Source organism: Salmonella enterica subsp. enterica serovar Typhimurium str. LT2, from assembly GCF_000006945.2.
Classification (GTDB): Bacteria; Pseudomonadota; Gammaproteobacteria; order Enterobacterales; family Enterobacteriaceae; genus Salmonella; species Salmonella enterica.
In genome coordinates, this window is record NC_003197.2 from 1,401,541 (window position 1) to 1,421,942 (window position 20,402).

22 protein-coding genes and 22 other annotated features are annotated in these 20,402 nt (G+C 49.2%); of the genes, 15 read left to right on the top strand and 7 right to left on the bottom strand.

Features of this window, described 5'->3' with window-relative positions; translation table 11 throughout:
• Positions 1–53: 53 nt before the first annotated feature.
• Together ydjM and yniC are read right to left on the bottom strand one after the other, a co-directional pair.
• Positions 54–653, bottom strand: coding sequence for a LexA regulated gene (gene ydjM / locus STM1321; protein ID NP_460287.3), 600 nt, complete (start codon positions 651–653; stop codon positions 54–56).
• 137 nt (positions 654–790) lie between these two features.
• The gene (yniC, locus tag STM1322; protein NP_460288.1) for a putative enzyme occupies positions 791–1,473 on the bottom strand. Within the gene, positions 791–1,459 belong to an annotated coding region; the region does not span the whole gene.
• Positions 1,468–1,473 (bottom strand) — a ribosome-binding site (putative RBS for yniC; RegulonDB:STMS1H001569). It overlaps the preceding gene by 6 nt.
• A 123-nt stretch (positions 1,474–1,596) precedes the next feature.
• Positions 1,597–1,602 (top strand) — a ribosome-binding site (putative RBS for yniB; RegulonDB:STMS1H001570).
• Between yniC and yniB the strand changes: the two genes are divergently transcribed.
• The gene (gene yniB, locus STM1323) for a putative regulator (protein NP_460289.1) occupies positions 1,597–2,144 on the top strand. Within the gene, positions 1,608–2,144 belong to an annotated coding region; the region does not span the whole gene. (Overlaps the previous feature by 6 nt.)
• Before the next feature lie 42 nt (positions 2,145–2,186).
• Here the strand turns inward: yniB and STM1324 are convergent.
• From STM1324 to pfkB, 3 genes are all read right to left on the bottom strand, one after another.
• Positions 2,187–3,062, bottom strand: a protein-coding gene (locus tag STM1324; RefSeq protein ID NP_460290.1) for a putative cytoplasmic protein. Within the gene, positions 2,187–3,047 belong to an annotated coding region; the region does not span the whole gene.
• Positions 3,057–3,062, bottom strand: a ribosome-binding site (putative RBS for STM1324; RegulonDB:STMS1H001571). It overlaps the preceding gene by 6 nt.
• Positions 3,063–3,153: 91 nt before the next feature.
• The gene (gene ydiZ / locus STM1325; protein NP_460291.1) for a putative cytoplasmic protein occupies positions 3,154–3,454 on the bottom strand. Within the gene, positions 3,154–3,444 belong to an annotated coding region; the region does not span the whole gene.
• Positions 3,449–3,454: a ribosome-binding site (putative RBS for ydiZ; RegulonDB:STMS1H001572), on the bottom strand. It overlaps the preceding gene by 6 nt.
• 86 nt (positions 3,455–3,540) lie before the next feature.
• Positions 3,541–4,485 (bottom strand): 6-phosphofructokinase II gene (gene pfkB / locus STM1326; RefSeq protein NP_460292.1). Within the gene, positions 3,541–4,473 belong to an annotated coding region; the region does not span the whole gene.
• Positions 4,480–4,485 (bottom strand) — a ribosome-binding site (putative RBS for pfkB; RegulonDB:STMS1H001573). It overlaps the preceding gene by 6 nt.
• Positions 4,486–4,746: 261 nt before the next feature.
• Positions 4,747–4,752 (top strand) — a ribosome-binding site (putative RBS for ydiY; RegulonDB:STMS1H001574).
• On the opposite strand from pfkB, the gene ydiY reads away from it, so the two are divergent.
• Positions 4,747–5,520, top strand: a protein-coding gene (gene ydiY / locus STM1327; RefSeq protein ID NP_460293.1) for a putative salt-induced outer membrane protein. Within the gene, positions 4,762–5,520 belong to an annotated coding region; the region does not span the whole gene. Its footprint overlaps the feature before it by 6 nt.
• 48 nt (positions 5,521–5,568) lie before the next feature.
• Here the strand turns inward: ydiY and STM1328 are convergent.
• The gene (locus tag STM1328) for a putative outer membrane protein (RefSeq protein NP_460294.1) occupies positions 5,569–6,535 on the bottom strand. Within the gene, positions 5,569–6,528 belong to an annotated coding region; the region does not span the whole gene.
• Positions 6,530–6,535, bottom strand: a ribosome-binding site (putative RBS for STM1328; RegulonDB:STMS1H001575). Its footprint overlaps the gene before it by 6 nt.
• Positions 6,536–6,663: 128 nt before the next feature.
• Positions 6,664–6,669: a ribosome-binding site (putative RBS for STM1329; RegulonDB:STMS1H001576), on the top strand.
• Here STM1328 and STM1329 point away from each other — a divergent pair.
• The 3 genes from STM1329 to STM1331 all read left to right on the top strand — a co-directional run bounded on the left by STM1329 (position 6,664) and on the right by STM1331 (position 8,215).
• The gene (locus tag STM1329) for a putative inner membrane protein (RefSeq protein NP_460295.1) occupies positions 6,664–6,985 on the top strand. Within the gene, positions 6,671–6,985 belong to an annotated coding region; the region does not span the whole gene. Its footprint overlaps the feature before it by 6 nt.
• Positions 6,975–6,980 (top strand) — a ribosome-binding site (putative RBS for STM1330; RegulonDB:STMS1H001577). Its footprint overlaps the gene before it by 6 nt.
• Positions 6,975–7,836, top strand: a protein-coding gene (locus STM1330) for a putative DNA/RNA non-specific endonuclease (RefSeq protein NP_460296.1). Within the gene, positions 6,982–7,836 belong to an annotated coding region; the region does not span the whole gene. The genes STM1329 and STM1330 overlap by 11 nt, the downstream gene beginning before the upstream one ends.
• A gap of 168 nt (positions 7,837–8,004) precedes the next feature.
• Positions 8,005–8,010 (top strand) — a ribosome-binding site (putative RBS for STM1331; RegulonDB:STMS1H001578).
• The gene (locus STM1331) for a putative inner membrane protein (protein NP_447756.1) occupies positions 8,005–8,215 on the top strand. Within the gene, positions 8,009–8,215 belong to an annotated coding region; the region does not span the whole gene. Its footprint overlaps the feature before it by 6 nt.
• Positions 8,216–8,537: 322 nt before the next feature.
• On the opposite strand, the gene rfc is transcribed toward STM1331, so the two are convergent.
• Positions 8,538–9,766, bottom strand: a protein-coding gene (rfc, locus tag STM1332) for an O-antigen polymerase (RefSeq protein NP_460298.1). Within the gene, positions 8,538–9,761 belong to an annotated coding region; the region does not span the whole gene.
• Positions 9,761–9,766: a ribosome-binding site (putative RBS for rfc; RegulonDB:STMS1H001579), on the bottom strand. Its footprint overlaps the gene before it by 6 nt.
• A gap of 875 nt (positions 9,767–10,641) precedes the next feature.
• Positions 10,642–10,647: a ribosome-binding site (putative RBS for thrS; RegulonDB:STMS1H001580), on the top strand.
• On the opposite strand from rfc, the gene thrS reads away from it, so the two are divergent.
• The 10 genes from thrS (at position 10,642) to btuD (ending at position 20,394) form a co-directional block, all read left to right on the top strand.
• Positions 10,642–12,581, top strand: a protein-coding gene (thrS, locus tag STM1333; protein NP_460299.1) for a threonine tRNA synthetase. Within the gene, positions 10,653–12,581 belong to an annotated coding region; the region does not span the whole gene. Its footprint overlaps the feature before it by 6 nt.
• 91 nt (positions 12,582–12,672) lie before the next feature.
• Positions 12,673–12,678, top strand: a ribosome-binding site (putative RBS for infC; RegulonDB:STMS1H001581).
• Positions 12,673–13,127, top strand: a protein-coding gene (gene infC / locus STM1334) for a protein chain initiation factor IF-3 (RefSeq protein NP_460300.3). Within the gene, positions 12,693–13,127 belong to an annotated coding region; the region does not span the whole gene. (Overlaps the previous feature by 6 nt.)
• Before the next feature lie 80 nt (positions 13,128–13,207).
• Positions 13,208–13,213: a ribosome-binding site (putative RBS for rpmI; RegulonDB:STMS1H001582), on the top strand.
• Positions 13,208–13,420, top strand: a protein-coding gene (gene rpmI, locus STM1335; RefSeq protein ID NP_460301.1) for a 50S ribosomal subunit protein L35. Within the gene, positions 13,223–13,420 belong to an annotated coding region; the region does not span the whole gene. It overlaps the preceding feature by 6 nt.
• Positions 13,421–13,457: 37 nt before the next feature.
• Positions 13,458–13,463: a ribosome-binding site (putative RBS for rplT; RegulonDB:STMS1H001583), on the top strand.
• Positions 13,458–13,827, top strand: a protein-coding gene (gene rplT, locus STM1336) for a 50S ribosomal subunit protein L20 (protein NP_460302.1). Within the gene, positions 13,471–13,827 belong to an annotated coding region; the region does not span the whole gene. It overlaps the preceding feature by 6 nt.
• Before the next feature lie 291 nt (positions 13,828–14,118).
• Positions 14,119–14,124: a ribosome-binding site (putative RBS for pheS; RegulonDB:STMS1H001584), on the top strand.
• Positions 14,119–15,112 (top strand): phenylalanine tRNA synthetase, alpha-subunit gene (pheS, locus tag STM1337; protein ID NP_460303.1). Within the gene, positions 14,129–15,112 belong to an annotated coding region; the region does not span the whole gene. Its footprint overlaps the feature before it by 6 nt.
• A 3-nt stretch (positions 15,113–15,115) precedes the next feature.
• Positions 15,116–15,121: a ribosome-binding site (putative RBS for pheT; RegulonDB:STMS1H001585), on the top strand.
• Positions 15,116–17,515 (top strand): phenylalanine tRNA synthetase, beta-subunit gene (gene pheT / locus STM1338; protein NP_460304.1). Within the gene, positions 15,128–17,515 belong to an annotated coding region; the region does not span the whole gene. Its footprint overlaps the feature before it by 6 nt.
• Positions 17,381–17,389, top strand: a -35 signal (putative -35_signal for himA; RegulonDB:STMLTH004484). It overlaps the preceding gene by 9 nt.
• Positions 17,381–17,819, top strand: a protein-coding gene (gene himA, locus STM1339) for an integration host factor (IHF), alpha subunit (RefSeq protein ID NP_460305.1). Within the gene, positions 17,520–17,819 belong to an annotated coding region; the region does not span the whole gene. The genes pheT and himA overlap by 135 nt, the downstream gene beginning before the upstream one ends.
• Positions 17,405–17,413 (top strand) — a -10 signal (putative -10_signal for himA; RegulonDB:STMLTH004484). (Overlaps the previous gene by 9 nt.)
• Positions 17,506–17,511 (top strand) — a ribosome-binding site (putative RBS for himA; RegulonDB:STMS1H001586).
• Before the next feature lie 193 nt (positions 17,820–18,012).
• Positions 18,013–18,018: a ribosome-binding site (putative RBS for btuC; RegulonDB:STMS1H001587), on the top strand.
• Positions 18,013–19,002, top strand: a protein-coding gene (gene btuC, locus STM1340; RefSeq protein NP_460306.1) for a vitamin B12 transport protein. Within the gene, positions 18,022–19,002 belong to an annotated coding region; the region does not span the whole gene. Its footprint overlaps the feature before it by 6 nt.
• A 79-nt stretch (positions 19,003–19,081) precedes the next feature.
• Positions 19,082–19,087, top strand: a ribosome-binding site (putative RBS for btuE; RegulonDB:STMS1H001588).
• Positions 19,082–19,645 (top strand): vitamin B12 transport protein gene (gene btuE, locus STM1341; protein NP_460307.1). Within the gene, positions 19,094–19,645 belong to an annotated coding region; the region does not span the whole gene. Its footprint overlaps the feature before it by 6 nt.
• Positions 19,645–20,394, top strand: coding sequence for a vitamin B12 transport protein (btuD, locus tag STM1342; RefSeq protein NP_460308.1), 750 nt, complete (start codon positions 19,645–19,647; stop codon positions 20,392–20,394). Before btuE ends, btuD begins: the two co-directional genes overlap by 1 nt.
• Positions 20,395–20,402 lie beyond the last annotated feature (8 nt).

The following is a 20,402-nucleotide window of genomic DNA, read 5'->3' on the forward strand; positions in this document are numbered from 1 at the left end:
TCTTATATTCAAATGGAATGGTTTATACCAAAAATGATTTTGGCGTTGATTTACTAATCAATCTGGTGATTTATAAAACGATTGAACTGCATTTGCAGGATAGTAATCATCTGCGAAGACCAGCGTATGACGTTGTTTTCCGGCATGGACTGTGGCATCCACACCGCCCAGGCAAACAACGCCATGCATAAAAATCGCTCCAGTTGATTGCCTTTGCGCGGCGCCAGAATAGGCAGGCGGAAACGCCAGCGGCACGGCCACAGTAAGGGAACGCCTGCGGGGGTGAGCATATCCGCGACGATATGGCTTAAATAGCCAAGTACCATGCCTTGCAGCGCATCCGCCGGGATAATCCACGTATCCGGTACCTTGAGATAAAAGGTCGCCAGTAGGGCAAAGACCGCCAGCAGACTATGGGTAAACCCCCGGTGACCGAACGCGCGGGCGATCGGTTTCGATACCCATTTCAGGCGCTGACCAAGAAAAGATTTGGGGTGGTCGATATCCGGCAGCAGACAGGTCAAAATAGCCGAAGGAATAATATGCCACCAGTCGCCGTGCGCAAGGACGGGCGTTAACTCGGCATTCTTGGCGAAAACCGCGCTGGCTATAGAAAAAAGAAGATGTCCTTCCGCCGTCATGATAAAACCCATTAAACTGTCAATTCATACAGTATAGGGTTTTTATACAGTAGGCGGAAGTGGTGACGTTGTAACTCTTTGTCTCTGTCAAAGCCGCTTGCCGTCTGGCTCAGCGGCTAATTGCCCGTTGACTTTGTTTCGGAAACATCTTAACCGAGTAGATGCGCCGCCGTCAGCTCTGTCAGTGAGTTAAGTTTGACATTCGCCAGCGCAAAGCGCGGATCAGGCTGGTTTTCTTCTGCTGGCACCACAATGGCGCGCATTCGCGCCGCCTTTGCCGCGATTAAACCATTCACCGAATCCTCCAGCGCCACGCAGGTTAATGGATCAACGCCTAATTTGGCCGCACAATCCAGATAGACCTGCGGGTGCGGTTTGCTGTAGGGCAATTTTTCTGCAGAAGCCAGCGCGTCAAAACTGTCGCGCAGTTCAAACATGGTGAGCACTTTTTCCAGCATATGCAGCGGCGATGCCGAGGCAAGCCCCACTAATAGCCCCTGCGCTTTACACAGCGCCACAGCTTCGCGCACACCCGGCAAAAGAGGGCGCGTCTCTTCGATAAGCGTAATCGCGCGGGCAATAACACGGTTTGTCACTTCCTGGCGATCGGGGCCGTTCCACGGTTGCTGCGCAAACCAGAGATCGACAACCATATCAATGCGTAGCCCAAGCGTGTCTGGCAGCTCATGGCGCCGAGTAATATCTACGCCTAAACTTGCCATCACGTCCAGTTCAGCGCGATCCCAGAGCGGTTCGGAATCGATCAGTAGTCCATCCATATCGAAAATTGCAGCAAGAATTTGACGTGGGGTTGACATCACAACCTCTCCTGTTGAGATTAAAAAATAACGAATTAAGCGTTCATTATGACCATGTTCTTAGTATATCGCCCTTAAAGATCAGGCGAAAACGGGAATCAACAGGTAGACTTAGGCCAAAACGACGCGTCTTTATCAAGGGGAACTCATGACGTATCAACAAGCTGGACGCATTGCAATCCTAAAAAGAGTTGTTGGGTGGGTTATTTTTATTCCGGCACTGCTTTCCACGCTCATCTCAGTCCTTAAATTTATGTATGCGCACAGTGAAAAGCAGGAGGGGATAAATGCGGTAATGCTGGATTTTACCCACGTAATGATAGACATGATGCGCGTGAATACGCCGTTTCTGAATGTTTTTTGGTACAACTCGCCGACGCCGAATTTTCAGGGAAGCCTGAATATCGGTTTCTGGCTCATTTTTATTCTGATTTTTGTCGGGCTGGCGATGCAGGATTCCGGCGCCAGAATGAGCCGCCAGTCACGTTTTTTGCGTGAAGGCGTGGAAGATCAGTTGATCCTGGAAAAAGCAAAAGGCGCGGAAGGGCTAACGCGTGAGCAGATAGAGTCACGTATCGTGGTGCCGCACCATACCATCTTTTTACAGTTTTTCCCGCTCTATATTTTGCCGGTCATTATTATCGTGCTCGGCTACTTTTTCTTTTCCTTGTTAGGCTTCATGTAAACTGAAAAATGCCGGATAGCCCGTATCCGGCATGGGCTGTACCTATACCGCAAGCAGCCGATCCATCGCTTTTTGCGCAGTAGCCAGGTGCTGACCGCCAAACAGCCTTGCCCGATTAAGCAGGGTGTAGAGCTGGTAAATCGGCTGCCTGTCGAGAAAATCCAGCGGTAGCGGCGAAACGGACTGATAGCCGTCATAAATCTGCGGTGGCTGATCGGTATGCAGCGGCAGCATCGCCAGATCGCATTCTCTGTCGCCCCAATAGCAGGCTGGATCGAAGATATAGGGGCCGTCAGGGCCAAGCGCGCAGTTCGCCGACCATAGATCGCCATGCAAAAGAGAAGGCTGCGGTTGATGCGACGCCAGACGTTGCTGAACATGTTCAACAATGGCGTCAATATTACCAAAAGTAATGCCTTTTTCCGCAGCGAGTTCAAGCTGCCAGCCAATGCGCTGTTCGGCGAAAAAAGTCGACCAACGGCGTTGCCAGGTATTCGGCTGCGGCGTGGTAGAGAGCGCGTTATCAAAATCGAGGCCGAATTGAGGTTGGTCGCTCCATTGGTGCAGGCGCGCCAGCTGTTGCCCAAGAATAAACGCATTATGGGCATCCAGCGGGCGGGGCGAGAGGTAGTCCATGACTAAAAAGCTGTAATCCCGATCCGAACCTACCGCCCATACCTTAGGCACAACAACGGTTTTACTGCGGGAGAGCAGCTCCAGCTGATCGGCTTCTGCGGTAAAACCGCGGAGCATTTCTCGTTCATCGCACTTCACGAAAAAATCATGGCCTGCATAACGTAAATGCCATGCGGCATGAACTTCTCCGCCTGGCAGTTCATTACGCAGTTCGATTTCGCCTTCACCGACTTGCTCGCTTAAAAGACGACTGATAGCTTGCCACATAATGTCTCTCCCCACGTTGTCTGCCAGATCATAAGGTTAGTGCAAAAATGCGGTTGAAAAATACGAACTAACGCACATCGCGGACGCGCCGCGGCGGGAATGGCACTTATTGTGCGTTTTTACTCCACGCCTCCCAGGTCGCCACGGTAATGTCGACATCCTTATCTAACGCGCTTTTCGCAAGTCCGGCGACAAGCGCTTTGATTTCATCAGCGCTCTGAGCGCTAACAAAGCCAAACGTATTGGTGCCGAGCTCATGCACATCCCCTTCATCGTCCGTTAATGTCAGCAAAAAACCGCTACGCGTCAGATGGTTATTGAGTTCGTTAATCTCGGTCAGGGAATCTTCATGGAAGGTTACGGTAATAACATAACGGGTAATATCGCCACTGGCCATCGTTCACCTCGTTGGGAGCAACTGTGTTTTTAACAGCGGCGGATGCGCCGCCCGTTAACCGATTTTCCGTTATCCCCCTCGGCGAGGGGGAAACGATTATTGCGCGGAAAGATAGGCGTATATTTTTTGGGTATCGTCACGAGAACACAGACGCGTACCTTGATTGAGCGTAGCAGCGCTGCCTGCCGCCACACCGAAGCGCACCATCTCTTCCAGCGACGCGTCTTGCGCCAGTTTTAACGTCATCGCGCCTACCATACTGTCGCCTGCGCCAACAGTACTTTGACTTTTCACCGGGGGAGGAACAACCTGGATGCAATTCTCACTGTCTATGCCCAGCGCCCCTTGCGGCCCCAGAGAGACCACTACCCGGCGAGCCTTGCCGCTTTGCACTAATTCCTGGGCCGCTTTACGCACATCATCAGGCTGCGTCAGATCACGATTAACCAACGCGCTCAATTCTTTCAGGTTCGGTTTCACCAGTTCGATATCGCCAAGCGCCAGCGCGGCGGTGAGCGCGTCGCCAGAGCTATCAATAATGCAGCGAATGCCTTGCTTCTGCGCGGCGGAAATCAGTTGCGTGAGTTTCTCGACCTTAACGCCGGGCGGAAGGCTGCCGCTGATAACCAGAATTGCCCCGGATTCAATTTCCAGTACCTGTTCTTCAAGCTGGCGAAATTCGTCATCGTCCAGCGTGGCGCCGGGCATAACAAAACGATACTGTTCGCCGCTGGACTCGACGTGGACGTGCAGGTTCTGACGCGTCCAGTCCTTCGCATCGACGGTAGACACGGGGACATTTTCGTCAGCCAGTAGTGCGACAAGATGTTCGCCGGTAGCGCCGCCAGCCGGGAAAATGGCGGTCGCGGTGCCGCCAAGATGCGCAATGGCGCGAGCGACATTAATACCCCCGCCGCCGGGTTCGAATACCGGCGCGGAGCACCGCAGTTTACCTTCGGGATAAATTTGCGGCGTGATTGTTGCGCTATCGAGAGAGGGCGCAAGCGTCAACGTATAGATACGTACCATCGTTACCTCCTGTTAGGCTGATTTCAGTCTGGCACTTAATCCCCGGAAAGTGAAGGAATTAACAATATGATTTTCCGGATCTTTATTTAAAGAAGTGCGATGTAAAGTTATATAAATAAATGAATGCTTCGGGAGGGTTCTTATTCAAAAAATGAAATAGTAATTGATTGCTATGTTATTCGGGGCTTCTTATAATTCGCTACCTTTCCAGGGGCGTTTGTCATTGATCCCTATGAAAGTTTCCGGGACCGTCGTGGTCTCTTTTTTAGTTGTACGGACTCTATATAAATGAAGCTTTTGAAGGCAGTACCCGCTGTAGTTATGCTGGCGGGTGGCGTGTTCGCGTCTCTGTATGCCGCCGCCGATGATTCCGTTTTTACTGTCATGGATGATCCCTCCACCGCGAAAAAACCTTTTGAAGGTAATCTGAATGCGGGCTACCTTGCTCAGTCAGGCAATACTAAAAGCTCTTCCTTAACGGCTGACACGGCGATGACCTGGTATGGACAACGTACCGCCTGGTCATTATGGGGCAATGCCAGCAATACCTCCTCTAATGATGAACGCTCTTCAGAAAAATATGCGGTAGGCGCACGTAACCGTTTTAATATGACGGATTATGATTATACCTTTGGCCAGGCCAGTTGGCTGACAGACCGTTTCAACGGTTATCGTCAGCGCGACGTACTGACCGCCGGTTACGGGCGGCAGTTCCTTAATGGTCCAGTGCACAGCTTCCGTTTTGAATTCGGTCCTGGGGTTCGCTATGACGAACATACGGACGATACCACTGAAACGCAGCCGTTGGGTTATGCTTCCGGCAGCTATGCCTGGCAGTTAACTGACAATGCTAAGTTTACACAGGGGGTGTCAGTATTTGGCGCAGAAGACACCACACTAAATTCGGAAACAGCCCTCAATGTCGCCATTAACGAACATTTTGGTCTAAAGGTGGGGTATAATTTAACGTGGAACTCGCAGCCGCCTGAATCTGCGCCTGAACATACCGATCGTCGCACTACGGTAACGCTGGGCTATAAGATGTAATATTGTACCGGGTTACGTTACGTAACCCGGTTATTCCGTGGTGACGCCTCAGAAGAAGAAGGTGATGTCTCCGTTGATATAAGAATAGTCGTCTCCGGTGCGAAATTCCGACGTGACTTTGTTTAAAGAAAGAGAAAATGCGACGGGAGAATAGCCGATGGTGGCACCGACGCGATATTCATCCACGGTTTTATTAATATCCACCGTTTCCATTTTTGTTTGCAGCGTTTTCCCCTGTAACGTGTAGTTTTTATCAACTTCCCTGCGCTCAACGCCAGCAAATACTTTATAGATCAATCCCTCTTTTTGAGTGTGTATTAACCCTCGGCGGGACAGTAACCCAAACCCATTATCAGAGTTGAAGGTCTTATCATTTCCCAGCGCAACGGTTGCGCCGTACCCCAAATACTGGAAGAGATTGCCGCCGACAGCAGATACTTCTGGATAGAAGCCCACATTGACGCCCAGAATATCAATAGCTGGCGTAAGGGACACCATTCCTTTTGCCGTGTAACCATAACGGTTTTCAATTTGATCCTGCCAGGCAGGGTATTTTTCTGCGCCTATTATTCGATGCGCCCGATTCTGAACCTCCTGACCGCCTGCGTCAGGACCAATAACGCCAATATCGGTACCTAAACGATAACGTAACCAATTGGTGGCTAATGAATTCCACTCCAGTCCGGTATGAAGAAAGGCGCTGAACGCGCGGTCGCCTTTGACGGCTTCAGGCTTTCTCTTATTGGCGCCTGATGGAGAATAAATATCTTGCGCGATATGAAAAGAGAGTTGACTGGCGTCAGTGAGATCGTGGCTGTAGCCTAAAAAGAGCCCGGCAGTATAATCACCCCGGTCTGCAGCCGGGTGCCCATAAAGGGCATTTAAGGATGGTTGAAATATACCTGCATCATCATTCGCCACTGAAATAGCAAGGCTACTGGCATTGGCCATTGTGGTCGTACTGAGTATGGCGGCAATCATCGTTGCGCAATAGCTGTATTTGTTCACTTTTTACCCCTGAATATGAAAGTGAATACTCTTATTTTTACAAAGTAATAAGCACAGCAGCATGATGCGCAGTGCCTATTAAACCTTTAAATATAACTAAACTCCTGCCAGCAGCGAGTCATTGAGAGGATACGTTGCCTTAATGTTGAAAAATGGTGTTGAAAAACATGCGTCAGATATTATTGAATATCCATTTTTCATTCGCTATCTGAGTGCGAGAAATTATTGGCTTCACGATTATGCATATAATACGATGTTTTTTGGTATCAATATGAATATCACGTTGTATTCTTTTGAGCTCATTTTCTATGATGGCTTCGATGTTTATCTGTTATTAATTTTTACCGTGATAGTGTTGTCTTTAATGATGAGAATATCTAACGGCTGTCAGGGTAATATAACCAAATTATTGCTATCTGAATTATTAGGGCAGTTATTATTAAGGAAGAAAAAGTGAACAAGACCATTAATTTGCTAAAATTACTGCCCGTAGTATTATTAAGCGCATGTACTACATCGTATCCTCCCCAGGATACAACATCGGCACCCGAGTTACCCCATCGTAACGTACTCGTTCAGCAACCTGATAACTGTAGCGTTGGCTGTCCTCAAGGAGGAAGCCAACAAACAATCTATCGCCATGTCTATACGCTCAATAATAATAGCGTCACGAAATTTGCCAACTGGGTTGCCTATAGCGTGACAAAAACCAGCCAGGCAAGCGGTCGCCCGCGGAACTGGGCGCAGGACCCCGATTTACCGCCCTCGGATACGTTGGCCCCTTCCGCCTATAAAAATGCCCATACGCTATTAAAAGTCGACAGGGGGCACCAGGCGCCGTTGGCAGGATTGGGCGGCGTATCGGACTGGCCGTCGTTAAATTATTTATCGAATATTACGCCGCAGAAATCCGCCCTGAATCAGGGAGCATGGGCTGCACTGGAAAACCGGGTGCGCGAACTTGCCAAACAGGCTGATGTATCTGTAGTGCACGTAGTGACCGGCCCCCTTTTTGAGCGGCATATCGCCACATTGCCAGAAGATGCGACGGTAGAAATTCCCAGCGGGTACTGGAAGGTTTTATTCACCGGAATGGCGCCGTCAAAAAGTGAAGGAAATTACGCTGCATTTATTATGGATCAGAATACGCCCCGTTCGGCGAATTTTTGCGACTATCAGGTTACCGTGGAGGCTATCGAACATAAAGCGAAGCCAGTGCTGACGCTGTGGTCTGCTTTGCCTGAAGCGGTAGCCAGCGAGGTGAAAACGACAAAGGGGAGTCTGGCGCAGAAGTTAGGTTGTCGATGAGAAGCGCTATACGGCGCGTAGAAAGATAACGGAGAAACCCTGTCAAGGGTCTTGATTTGCTATAGAGTGATGCAATCTCCCTTTTTTTAGTGTTACCATCATCATGCCGGACGAAGATAGCGATTTTCGTCTGTGTCGAAGGTTGTGCGCCAATTTAGCAATGGTTGGCTAGATGGATACACAACTCACTGTCAATAAATTCATTTTCTCTTTGTATGTGATCTTGCGTAATAAGTACAATCCTTCATTCACATCCATTCTCGTTCGTTTAAACCTGTTTCACCAGTTCCGCGTCATTACTGGTAATAGCGGATATATATGTTTCATACCGTTTTACATTGATCCCTTTCGCGCCGTAAGATGTACGTACCTAATCTAACTTAAGCAGGGAACTGTCATTCATAACACAGAGTTTATTGGTATCAATGGTAGATTATATTACGGTGACAATCTCGGGATGATCCGCATATGAGTAGATGTGGATTAGGGCGGAGTAGCGGTAGGACTAATAATAACCGGCGGCGAGAAATACATAATTGAGGGGCTATTCATAAATCATCATCTAGAAACGCAAGCACTATCATGAATATATCATAAGTAATTTACGTTGGTAATGATGGCTCAGCAAACCCAACAAGCTTTACAGGAACAATTTTTACGCTTCAGAGCCAAATAAAACGGCGGCATTGCCGCCGTATAACTTATTTATTGTTTCTTAGTAAAACGAATCTTATATGCTCTGAAAAAACAAAGGAAGATGCAATGTATACCATAAAAGCAATCATCAAATGCTCAGGGAACAACCATCCCATGCTAACAGGAATCACACTTATTCCAATGCAAAATAGGAACATTATGAAATAATGCGCTGACTTTGTTTCCTGAGTTTTATTGGAGAAATACTTAGCTAGGACGCCTTTAAATACTCCAGATATAACTAACCAAACTGGTGTAAAAAGCCCGAAATCTGCGTATAGTTCACCATACCCGAAAGCAGGAGCGCCCTGATTTCTGTAGAATGCATCAGGGAAAAATACTTTTGCCAGATACAATGCGCCAAAATCTTCAGGCTTATCAGGCCAAATAGCCCTCGGAATCCTCGAGTAAACCTCGCTTTCCATTAGTAATTTTCCGTACATAAAGTCAAAGTTTGAGGAAGCAACAAGAACAGCATTACGGGTATAATCCGAGTAATTCGCCATATTTTCTATCGGATTCCCATCAGTAAACGTATATGCAAAGAATGCCGTTACAATGACTGCTATAACAGCAAACGATTTTACCAGGAACATAAATTTAATTTTTTTATTTTCAATATATGAAAGGTAAAGGATGAATGCTATAAATATACTAAATATTGGTCCTTTGTTACCATGCAAGAAAATAAGTATACAGTTAAATAAAACTATGGAAATACAAAATAACTTTGATTTTTTGTATGTAAAGAACGCGCAAATAGAAGCGACAAGAGAAAACATTAATGAAGGATAGAAGTATATACCATACCCTGTTCTGGTTAATTCGTATATTCTTCTTGGGCTAAGTATATACTCTCTGAACTCCATCAACACTGGAAGGTAAATGATAAAAGCAAGGAAGGTGAATAACAATGAAGTAAACACATACCTTGGTTTATTTTTCGTGTTTGATTTGTTGTATATGGGTTTTCTTTGTGTGTAAAGATAAGAAATAACAAATGATGCTATGTATGTTATATAGCAAGTATAGAAAAACAAATATTCCACTGTATAATTCTGCACCTCTGAGAGGTATACAAATATACCTTCAAACACGTACAGTGTAGGGACTGTTATTATCAGGTATGGGACCATTACATTTATTATTTTCCCCTCAATTCTTACGGAAAGAGTATAGAGATAAACTATAAATAATAAGCATAATGCAATGTATGAAATTATAAGCATATAGAGCCTTTAGAAAAAATGCTTAGTATTAAAAATATTACCATCAGGCAAATAAGGTGTGGTACGGAAAATCTTCTGGCAAGATATTCTGAATCTGGTAGTCTATAATCATTACTCATCACTATCTTCCCGATATCAAAACCGTGTTATTGACATATTAACACTCATTAACACTCCTATCTACTGCGCCTCCGATAGCATGAAGCTATCAAGCATTTGCAGCACAAACATCAAACAATGTAAATGCTTTTGATAATTACACATGATTGTTACTGTGTTTATATACAGTGGCATTCGAAGATTCATCATGAGGTTCCCGAGTCCTGTAAAAGACTATACAGAGAAAGAGCTATCACTCGACGAGTAATTCATCTCACATCGTGCCGCGACATACTTCAAGCAACACAGACGAATTACAAGTACGGCATCATAAGTGAGACGTTGCTAGTTATAGAAGCTTCATAGCAGCATGTAATGGCTCTTTGCTGGTATGTGCTTTGGAAAGTGGGTTTCGTATTGTGCGTTATCGCATGCTGCCAGGTCCCCATCTGGAGAATATAGATAGCGGTCGTCGTGAAAAGCTATCTGATGTGAATGCCTCATACGGTGGCAGTAAGCCGAGACTCAGAGTGACCATGTACATCATTAACGATACGCGTGCCGGGTAGTGTGTTGGGATTCAGGTTCTGTAGAACAGAAAGATGCAATCTCCCTTTTTTTAGTGTTACCATCATCATGCCGGACGAAAATAGCGATTTTCGTCTGTGTCGAAGGTTGTGCGCCAATTTAGCAATGGTTGGCTAGATGGATACACAACTCACTGTCAATAAATTCATTTTCTCTTTGTATGTGATCTTGCGTATGGGTCACCACTGCAAATAAGGATATAACATGCCTGTTATTACTCTTCCTGATGGCAGCCAACGCCATTATGACCACCCTGTAAGCCCGATGGATGTTGCTCTGGACATTGGTCCTGGCCTGGCGAAAGCCACCATTGCGGGCCGTGTGAATGGCGAGCTGGTTGATGCTTCCGATCTGATTGAAAATGATGCGACGCTTTCCATCATCACCGCAAAAGATGAAGAGGGTCTGGAGATCATTCGTCACTCTTGTGCGCATCTGTTAGGTCACGCTATCAAGCAACTTTGGCCGCACACGAAAATGGCGATCGGCCCGGTTGTCGACAACGGTTTTTACTATGACGTTGATCTTGACCGCACGCTAACTCAGGAAGATGTCGAAGCGCTCGAAAAGCGGATGCATGAGCTCGCCGAGAAAAATTACGACGTTATCAAGAAAAAGGTGAGCTGGCATGACGCGCGCGAAACCTTCGTGAAGCGCGGCGAGACTTACAAAGTCGCTATTCTTGATGAAAATATCGCCCATGATGATAAGCCAGGCTTGTACCATCATGAAGAATATGTCGACATGTGTCGTGGTCCGCACGTGCCGAATATGCGTTTCTGCCATCACTTTAAACTGATGAAAACTGCCGGCGCATACTGGCGCGGTGACAGCAATAATAAGATGTTGCAGCGTATTTACGGTACGGCATGGGCAGATAAAAAAGCCCTGAACGCTTATCTGCAGCGCCTGGAAGAGGCCGCAAAACGCGACCATCGTAAAATTGGTAAGCAGCTCGACCTGTATCATATGCAGGAAGAAGCGCCGGGCATGGTGTTCTGGCATAACGACGGCTGGACTATCTTCCGCGAGCTGGAGGTCTTTGTTCGTTCTAAACTCAAAGAATACCAGTATCAAGAAGTTAAAGGCCCGTTCATGATGGACCGTGTGCTGTGGGAAAAAACCGGGCACTGGGACAACTATAAAGATGCGATGTTCACCACATCCTCAGAAAACCGCGAATATTGCATCAAGCCGATGAACTGCCCGGGCCACGTTCAGATCTTTAACCAGGGTCTGAAATCCTATCGTGATTTGCCGCTGCGTATGGCGGAATTCGGTAGCTGCCACCGTAACGAGCCATCAGGCGCGCTGCATGGTCTGATGCGCGTACGCGGCTTTACGCAGGATGATGCGCATATCTTCTGCACCGAAGAGCAGATCCGCGATGAAGTTAACGCTTGTATTCGTATGGTCTACGATATGTACAGCACCTTTGGCTTCGAGAAGATCGTCGTCAAGCTTTCCACTCGTCCTGATAAGCGTATCGGCAGCGATGAGATGTGGGATCGTGCTGAGGCGGATCTGGCGGTTGCGCTGGAAGAAAATAATATCCCGTTTGAGTATCAACTGGGTGAAGGCGCATTCTACGGTCCGAAAATTGAATTTACCTTATATGACTGCCTCGATCGTGCATGGCAGTGCGGTACAGTACAGCTGGACTTCTCCTTACCGTCTCGTCTGAGCGCCTCCTATGTAGGCGAAGACAACGAGCGTAAGGTGCCGGTAATGATTCACCGTGCGATTCTTGGGTCGATGGAACGCTTCATCGGTATCCTGACCGAAGAGTTCGCTGGTTTCTTCCCGACATGGCTCGCGCCTGTTCAGGTAGTCGTGATGAATATTACCGATTCGCAGTCTGAATACGTTAACGAATTGACGCAGAAACTACAAAATGCGGGCATTCGTGTAAAAGCAGACTTGAGAAATGAGAAGATTGGCTTTAAAATCCGCGAGCACACTTTACGTCGTGTCCCTTATATGTTGGTCTGTGGTGATAAAGAGGTGGAAGCAGGCAAAGTTGCCGTTCGCACCCGCCGCGGTAAAGACCTGGGCAGTCTGGACGTAAATGACGTGATTGAGAAGCTGCAACAAGAGATTCGCAGCCGCAGTCTTCAACAACTGGAGGAATAAAGTATTAAAGGCGGAAAACGAGTTCAAACGGCGCGTCCGAATCGTATTAATAGCGAAATTCGCGCGCAAGAAGTTCGCTTAACAGGTCTGGAAGGCGAGCAGCTTGGTATTGTGAGTCTGAGAGAAGCTCTGGAAAAAGCTGAAGAAGCCGGAGTAGACTTAGTCGAAATCAGCCCTAACGCCGAGCCGCCGGTTTGTCGTATAATGGATTACGGCAAATTCCTCTATGAAAAGAGTAAGTCTTCTAAGGAACAGAAGAAAAAGCAAAAAGTTATCCAGGTGAAGGAAATTAAATTCCGTCCTGGGACAGATGAAGGCGACTATCAGGTAAAACTCCGCAGCCTGATTCGCTTTCTCGAAGAGGGCGATAAGGCCAAAATCACGCTGCGTTTCCGCGGTCGTGAAATGGCCCACCAGCAAATCGGTATGGAAGTGCTTAATCGCGTGAAAGACGATTTGCAAGAACTGGCAGTGGTCGAATCCTTCCCAACGAAGATCGAAGGCCGTCAGATGATCATGGTGCTTGCTCCTAAGAAGAAACAGTAAGGCCTTCAAGTAACAATTCTGTGAAGCCTTCGGGCTTCACAGGCTTTGTTCGCCTATGTTTCGTTTATTAACAATGCGAAGTGGAAGTTATTAAAATGCCAAAAATTAAGACCGTACGCGGTGCTGCTAAGCGCTTCAAAAAAACCGGTAAAGGTGGTTTTAAGCACAAGCACGCTAACCTGCGTCACATTCTGACCAAAAAAGCGACTAAACGTAAACGTCACCTGCGTCCGAAAGCCATGGTTTCTAAAGGCGATCTGGGCCTGGTTATCGCGTGCCTGCCGTACGCATAAGCCGTTAACGTTTTTAACTTTTTAATTAGAATAGATACAGGAGAGCACATATGGCTCGCGTAAAACGTGGTGTAATTGCACGCGCACGTCACAAGAAAATTTTGAAACAAGCCAAAGGCTACTACGGTGCGCGTTCTCGCGTATACCGCGTTGCCTTCCAGGCAGTTATCAAAGCTGGTCAGTATGCTTACCGTGACCGTCGTCAACGTAAGCGTCAGTTCCGTCAACTGTGGATTGCGCGTATCAACGCAGCAGCACGTCAGAACGGTATTTCTTACAGCAAATTCATCAACGGCCTGAAAAAAGCCTCTGTTGAAATCGACCGTAAGATCCTGGCTGATATCGCCGTATTCGACAAAGTCGCGTTCACCGCGCTGGTTGAAAAAGCGAAAGCAGCTCTGGCATAAGCCAGTGAAAAGAGGGAGCCTGGCTCCCTCTCTTTTATTTACTGTTCAGTGAGTTGACAATTGACCTGTAACCCTTTTCAATAAAGGATATTCGGTTTTACCACATAAGGTAACGCAAGCATGAACGCTGCTATTTTCCGTTTCTTTTTTTACTTTAGCACCTGATCCCAGGAGGCTAGCGCGTGAAAAACGAAACGAAAAACAGCGCAAAAAAGCCTCCTGATGGAGGCTTTTTTTGTATCTGAAATCGAGAGATTACGTCCAATGAACCGGTGTCTTCACCGACACAATGAGGAAAACCATGTCACATCTCGCAGAGCTGGTTGCCAATGCAGCGGCCGCCATTAACCAGGCGTCAGATGTTGCCGCGTTAGACAATGTACGCGTCGAATATTTGGGCAAGAAAGGGCATTTAACCCTTCAGATGACGACCCTACGCGATCTGCCGCCGGAAGAGCGTCCGGCAGCCGGGGCAGTCATTAACGCCGCGAAAGAGCAGGTACAACAGGCGCTTAACGCGCGTAAAGCCGAGCTGGAAAGCGCAGCGCTTAACGCCCGTCTGGCCGCTGAGACCATCGATATCTCCCTGCCGGGGCGCCGTATTGAGAACGGTGGTCTGCATCCGGTCACGCGTACCATTGACCGTATTGAAAGTTTCTTCGGCGAGCTTGGTTTTACCGTGGCGACTGGCCCGGAAATTGAAGATGACTACCATAACTTCGATGCGTTAAACATTCCGGGTCATCACCCGGCCCGCGCCGATCATGATACCTTCTGGTTTGACGCGACCCGTCTGCTGCGTACCCAGACGTCTGGCGTCCAGATCCGGACGATGAAAGCGCAGCAACCGCCGATCCGTATTATTGCGCCGGGCCGTGTATACCGTAATGACTACGACCAGACGCATACTCCGATGTTCCATCAGATGGAAGGTCTGATTGTTGATACCAACATCAGCTTCACCAACCTCAAAGGTACGCTGCACGACTTCCTGCGTAATTTCTTTGAGGAGGATCTGCAGATTCGCTTCCGTCCTTCTTATTTTCCGTTCACCGAACCTTCTGCGGAAGTGGATGTGATGGGTAAAAACGGCAAATGGCTGGAAGTGCTGGGCTGCGGGATGGTGCATCCGAATGTGCTGCGTAATGTCGGTATCGATCCGGAAATCTATTCTGGCTTCGCTTTTGGTATGGGGATGGAACGTCTGACCATGTTGCGTTACGGCGTCACCGACCTGCGTTCATTCTTCGAAAACGATCTGCGTTTCCTTAAACAGTTTAAATAAAGGCAGGATAAAACAATGAAATTCAGCGAACTGTGGTTACGCGAGTGGGTTAACCCGGCAATTGATAGCGATGCGTTGGCTAACCAGATTACGATGGCTGGCCTGGAAGTAGACGGCGTTGAGCCGGTCGCGGGAAGCTTCAATGGCGTTGTGGTTGGGGAAGTGGTTGAGTGCGCCCAGCATCCGAACGCTGACAAATTGCGTGTAACGAAAGTCAACGTCGGCGGAGAACGCCTGTTGGATATCGTCTGCGGCGCGCCAAACTGTCGTCAGGGGCTGAAAGTAGCGGTGGCCACCATTGGCGCTATTCTGCCGGGCGATTTCAAAATTAAAGCGGCAAAACTGCGTGGCGAACCGTCTGAAGGGATGCTGTGCTCCTTCTCCGAACTGGGGATTTCCGACGATCACAGCGGCATTATCGAACTGCCGGCGGATGCGCCGCTGGGTACCGATATCCGTGAATACCTGAAGCTTGACGACAATACCATCGAAATTAGCGTCACGCCGAACCGTGCGGATTGCTTAGGTATCATCGGCGTTGCGCGCGATGTGGCGGTACTGAACAAAGCGCCGCTCCAGGAGCCTGAAATGGCGCCGGTTACGGCAACCATCAGCGATACGCTGCCGATTACGGTAGAGGCCGCTGATGCGTGTCCTCGCTATCTGGGCCGGGTGGTAAAAGGCATTAATGTTAACGCGCCGACGCCGCTGTGGATGAAAGAGAAACTGCGTCGCTGCGGTATTCGCTCCATCGATGCGGTGGTTGACGTCACGAACTATGTGCTGCTCGAACTGGGTCAGCCAATGCATGCTTTCGATAAAGATCGCATTGATGGCGGTATTGTCGTGCGGATGGCAAAAGAGGGTGAAACCGTCGTCCTGCTGGACGGTAGCGAAGCGACGTTAAATGCGGACACGCTGGTGATCGCCGATCACCATAAGGCGCTGGGGATAGCCGGTATTTTTGGCGGCGAACATTCCGGCGTGAACGGCGAAACGCAAAATGTGCTGCTGGAATGTGCGTACTTTAATCCGCTGTCTATCACCGGTCGCGCTCGCCGCCACGGTCTGCATACCGATGCGTCTCACCGCTACGAGCGCGGGGTGGACCCGGCGCTGCAATATAAAGCGATAGAGCGCGCTACTCGTCTGCTTCTTGATATCTGTGGCGGTGATGCGGGTCCGATAATTGATGTGAGCAACGAAGCAACGTTGCCGAAACGCGCCACCATTACGCTGCGTCGCAGTAAACTGGATCGCCTGATCGGGCATCATATTGCGGATGAGCAGGTCAGTGATATTCTGCGTCGTCTGGGCTGTGAAGTGACCGAAGGGCAGGACGAGTGGAAAGCCGTAGCGCCGACCTGGCGTTTCGATATGGAGATTGAAGAAGATCTGGTGGAAGAGGTGGCCCGCGTTTACGGCTATAACAATATTCCGGACGAGCCAATTCAGGCCGGTTTAATCATGGGGACGCACCGTGAAGCCGATCTGTCGTTGAAGCGGGTTAAAACCATGCTGAACGACAAAGGCTATCAGGAAGTGATTACCTATAGCTTTGTCGATCCTAAAGTACAACAGCTCATCCATCCAGGCGCAGAAGCGCTGCTGCTGCCAAACCCTATCTCCGTTGAGATGTCGGCGATGCGTCTGTCTCTGTGGAGCGGATTGTTGGCGACGGTGGTCTATAACCAAAACCGTCAGCAGAATCGCGTGCGTATTTTTGAAACCGGTTTACGTTTCGTTCCGGATACACAAGCCAATCTGGGTATTCGACAGGATCTGATGCTGGCTGGCGTGATTTGCGGTAACCGCTATGATGAGCACTGGAACCTGGCAAAAGAGACCGTTGATTTCTATGATTTGAAAGGCGATCTGGAAGCAGTACTGGATTTAACCGGCAAACTGGGTGATATCCAGTTTAAGGCGGAGATGAATCCGGCTCTGCATCCGGGACAGTCTGCGGCGATTTATCTGAAAGATGAACGTATTGGTTTTATTGGGGTTGTTCACCCTGAACTGGAACGTAAACTGGATCTGAATGGTCGTACGCTGGTGTTTGAACTGGAATGGAATAAGCTCGCAGACCGTATCGTGCCGCAGGCGCGGGAGATTTCACGCTTCCCGGCCAACCGTCGCGATATTGCGGTTGTTGTTGCAGAAAACGTTCCCGCAGCGGATATTTTATCCGAATGTAAGAAAGTTGGCGTAAATCAGGTAGTTGGCGTAAACTTATTTGACGTGTACCGCGGTAAGGGTGTTGCGGAGGGTTATAAGAGCCTCGCTATCAGCCTGATCCTTCAGGATACCAACCGTACACTCGAAGAAGAGGAGATTGCCGCTACCGTCGCCAAATGTGTAGAGGCATTAAAAGAGCGATTCCAGGCATCATTGAGGGATTGAACCTATGGCGCTTACAAAAGCTGAAATGTCAGAATATCTGTTTGATAAGCTTGGGCTTAGCAAGCGGGATGCCAAAGAACTGGTTGAACTGTTTTTCGAAGAGATCCGTCGTGCTCTGGAAAACGGTGAGCAGGTGAAACTCTCTGGTTTTGGTAACTTCGATCTGCGTGATAAAAATCAACGTCCGGGGCGTAACCCGAAAACGGGTGAAGATATTCCTATTACAGCACGGCGCGTGGTGACCTTCAGACCCGGGCAGAAGTTAAAGAGCCGGGTCGAAAACGCTTCGCCCAAAGAAGAGTAATCAGATCCAGGCATAACATCCATCAGGGTGTATTGCGGCAGATACGCTGCCATCCCGAAAGTAGATCAGCGGGATGACAGCGTATTTGTCAGCCTGAAAGATGACCCGTATAACTAAAAAGGCCGCATTGCGGCCTTTTTTCTTTCAAGTAAAGGATACCCACCGTAAAATCACGCTACCTCTTTTCAGCTGAATGGATAACATGCTGACTTTTGCCCGCCAACAACAGCGACGAAACGTTCGCTGGCTTCTGAGCCTGTCACTGCTGGTGCTACTGGCTACACTTCTGAGCTTATGCGCAGGCGAACAGTGGATTGCCCCCGGTGACTGGTTAAGCGCCCGGGGGGAACTGTTTGTCTGGCAAATTCGCCTTCCCCGCACGCTTGCGGTATTGCTGGTTGGCGCTGCGCTGGCGCTATCTGGCGCTGTGATGCAGGCGCTGTTTGAAAACCCACTTGCTGAACCGGGTCTGCTCGGCGTTTCGAATGGGGCCGGTGTTGGGCTTATTGCCGCCGTCTTACTGGGGCAGGGGCAACTGCCAGGATGGGCGCTGGGACTGTGCGCTATAGCCGGCGCGCTCATTATTACGTTAATTCTGCTGCGTTTTGCGCGCCGCCATCTCTCTACCAGCCGCTTGTTGTTGGCGGGCGTCGCGCTGGGCATTATCTGTAGCGCGCTGATGACGTGGGCTATCTATTTTTCCACCTCTTTCGATCTGCGGCAATTAATGTACTGGATGATGGGAGGATTTGGCGGCGTTGACTGGCAGCAGAGCTGGCTAATGATTGCGCTCATCCCGGTACTGATCTGGATATGTTGCCAGTCGCAACCGCTGAATATGCTGGCGCTAGGGGAAACCTCGGCGCGGCAGCTTGGCCTGCCGCTGTGGTTCTGGCGCAATTTGTTGGTCGTCGCCACCGGCTGGATGGTGGGCGTCAGCGTGGCGATGGCGGGGGCGATTGGTTTTATCGGTCTGGTTATTCCGCACATCCTGCGCTTATGTGGTTTAACCGATCACCGGGTTTTACTTCCCGGCTGCGCGCTGGCCGGGGCTATCGCCCTGCTATTGGCTGATGTGGTCGCCCGACTGGCACTGGCGTCGGCTGAACTGCCTATCGGGGTGGTCACCGCCACATTGGGGGCGCCAGTGTTTATCTGGCTGCTACTCAAATCCGCGCGTTAGCGCATCGGTAAACAACTGCTTTCATCATTCGCAGTCTATGATTAAAGGCTAACGATGAAACCCGCTATTCTACCGACATCAGGGAGACACCATGCAAAACTCGCTTCTTAATACTCACGTTACGACGATTGATGGAGAGGTCACTACACTTGAAAAATACGCCGGAAAAGTGCTGCTCATTGTAAACGTCGCCTCCAGATGTGGCCTGACGCCGCAATATGAACAGTTGGAAAATATCCAAAAGGCGTGGGCAGATCAGGGGTTTGTCGTGTTGGGTTTTCCCTGCAACCAGTTTATGGGGCAGGAGCCAGGCAGCGAAGAGGAGATTAAAACCTATTGTGCCAGCACCTGGGGCGTCACGTTCCCGATGTTCAGTAAAATTGATGTGAATGGCGACGCGCGCCATCCGCTGTATCAAAAACTGATAGCCGCTGCGCCAACGGCAGTCGCGCCGGAGAAGAGCGGCTTTTACGAACGGATGGTAAGCAAAGGGCGTACGCCACTCTATCCGGATGATATTCTGTGGAATTTTGAAAAATTTTTGGTAGGCCGGGATGGTCAGGTGGTACAGCGTTTTTCGCCGGATATGACGCCTGAAGATCCTATTGTGATGGAAAGCATAAAAATCGCGTTGGCAAAATAATGTCTCAATTGATGCAATTAAAGGATGTCGCCGAGAGCACCCGCCTGGGGCCGCTTTCCGGCGAAGTAAGCGCAGGAGAGATCCTTCATCTTGTCGGGCCGAACGGTGCCGGGAAAAGCACGCTACTGGCGCGTATGGCGGGGTTAACCTCCGGCGAGGGGAGCATCAGGTTTGGCGGAGCGCCGCTGGAGGCATGGGCGACGGCAACGCTTGCCCAACACCGCGCTTATCTTGCGCAACAGCAAAATCCGCCGTTCGCCATGCCGGTCTGGCATTACCTGACATTGCATCAACCTGATAAAACGCGAACCGGGCAGCTTAACGAGGTGGCCGATATGCTTGGATTGGGCGACAAACTGGGGCGAAGCGTGAATCAGCTTTCCGGTGGCGAGTGGCAGCGTGTTCGCCTTGCTGCCGTTGTACTACAAATTCATCCCGACGCTAATCCGGTCGGTCAATTATTGCTGCTTGATGAGCCGATGAACAGTCTCGATGTTGCGCAACAAAACGCTCTGGATCGGGTATTACATCATTTATGTCAGGCAGGAATTGCGATTGTGATGAGTAGCCACGATCTGAACCACACGCTGCGCCATGCGCATAAAGCCTGGTTACTAAAGCGCGGTAAACTCATTGCCTGCGGCCGCCGGGAAGAGGTGCTCACCCCCTCTTATCTGGCGCAAGCCTACGGTTTGCGCTTTCGACGACTCGACGTCGAGGGGCATCCAATGCTCATTTCGGCCACTTAAGTAAAATC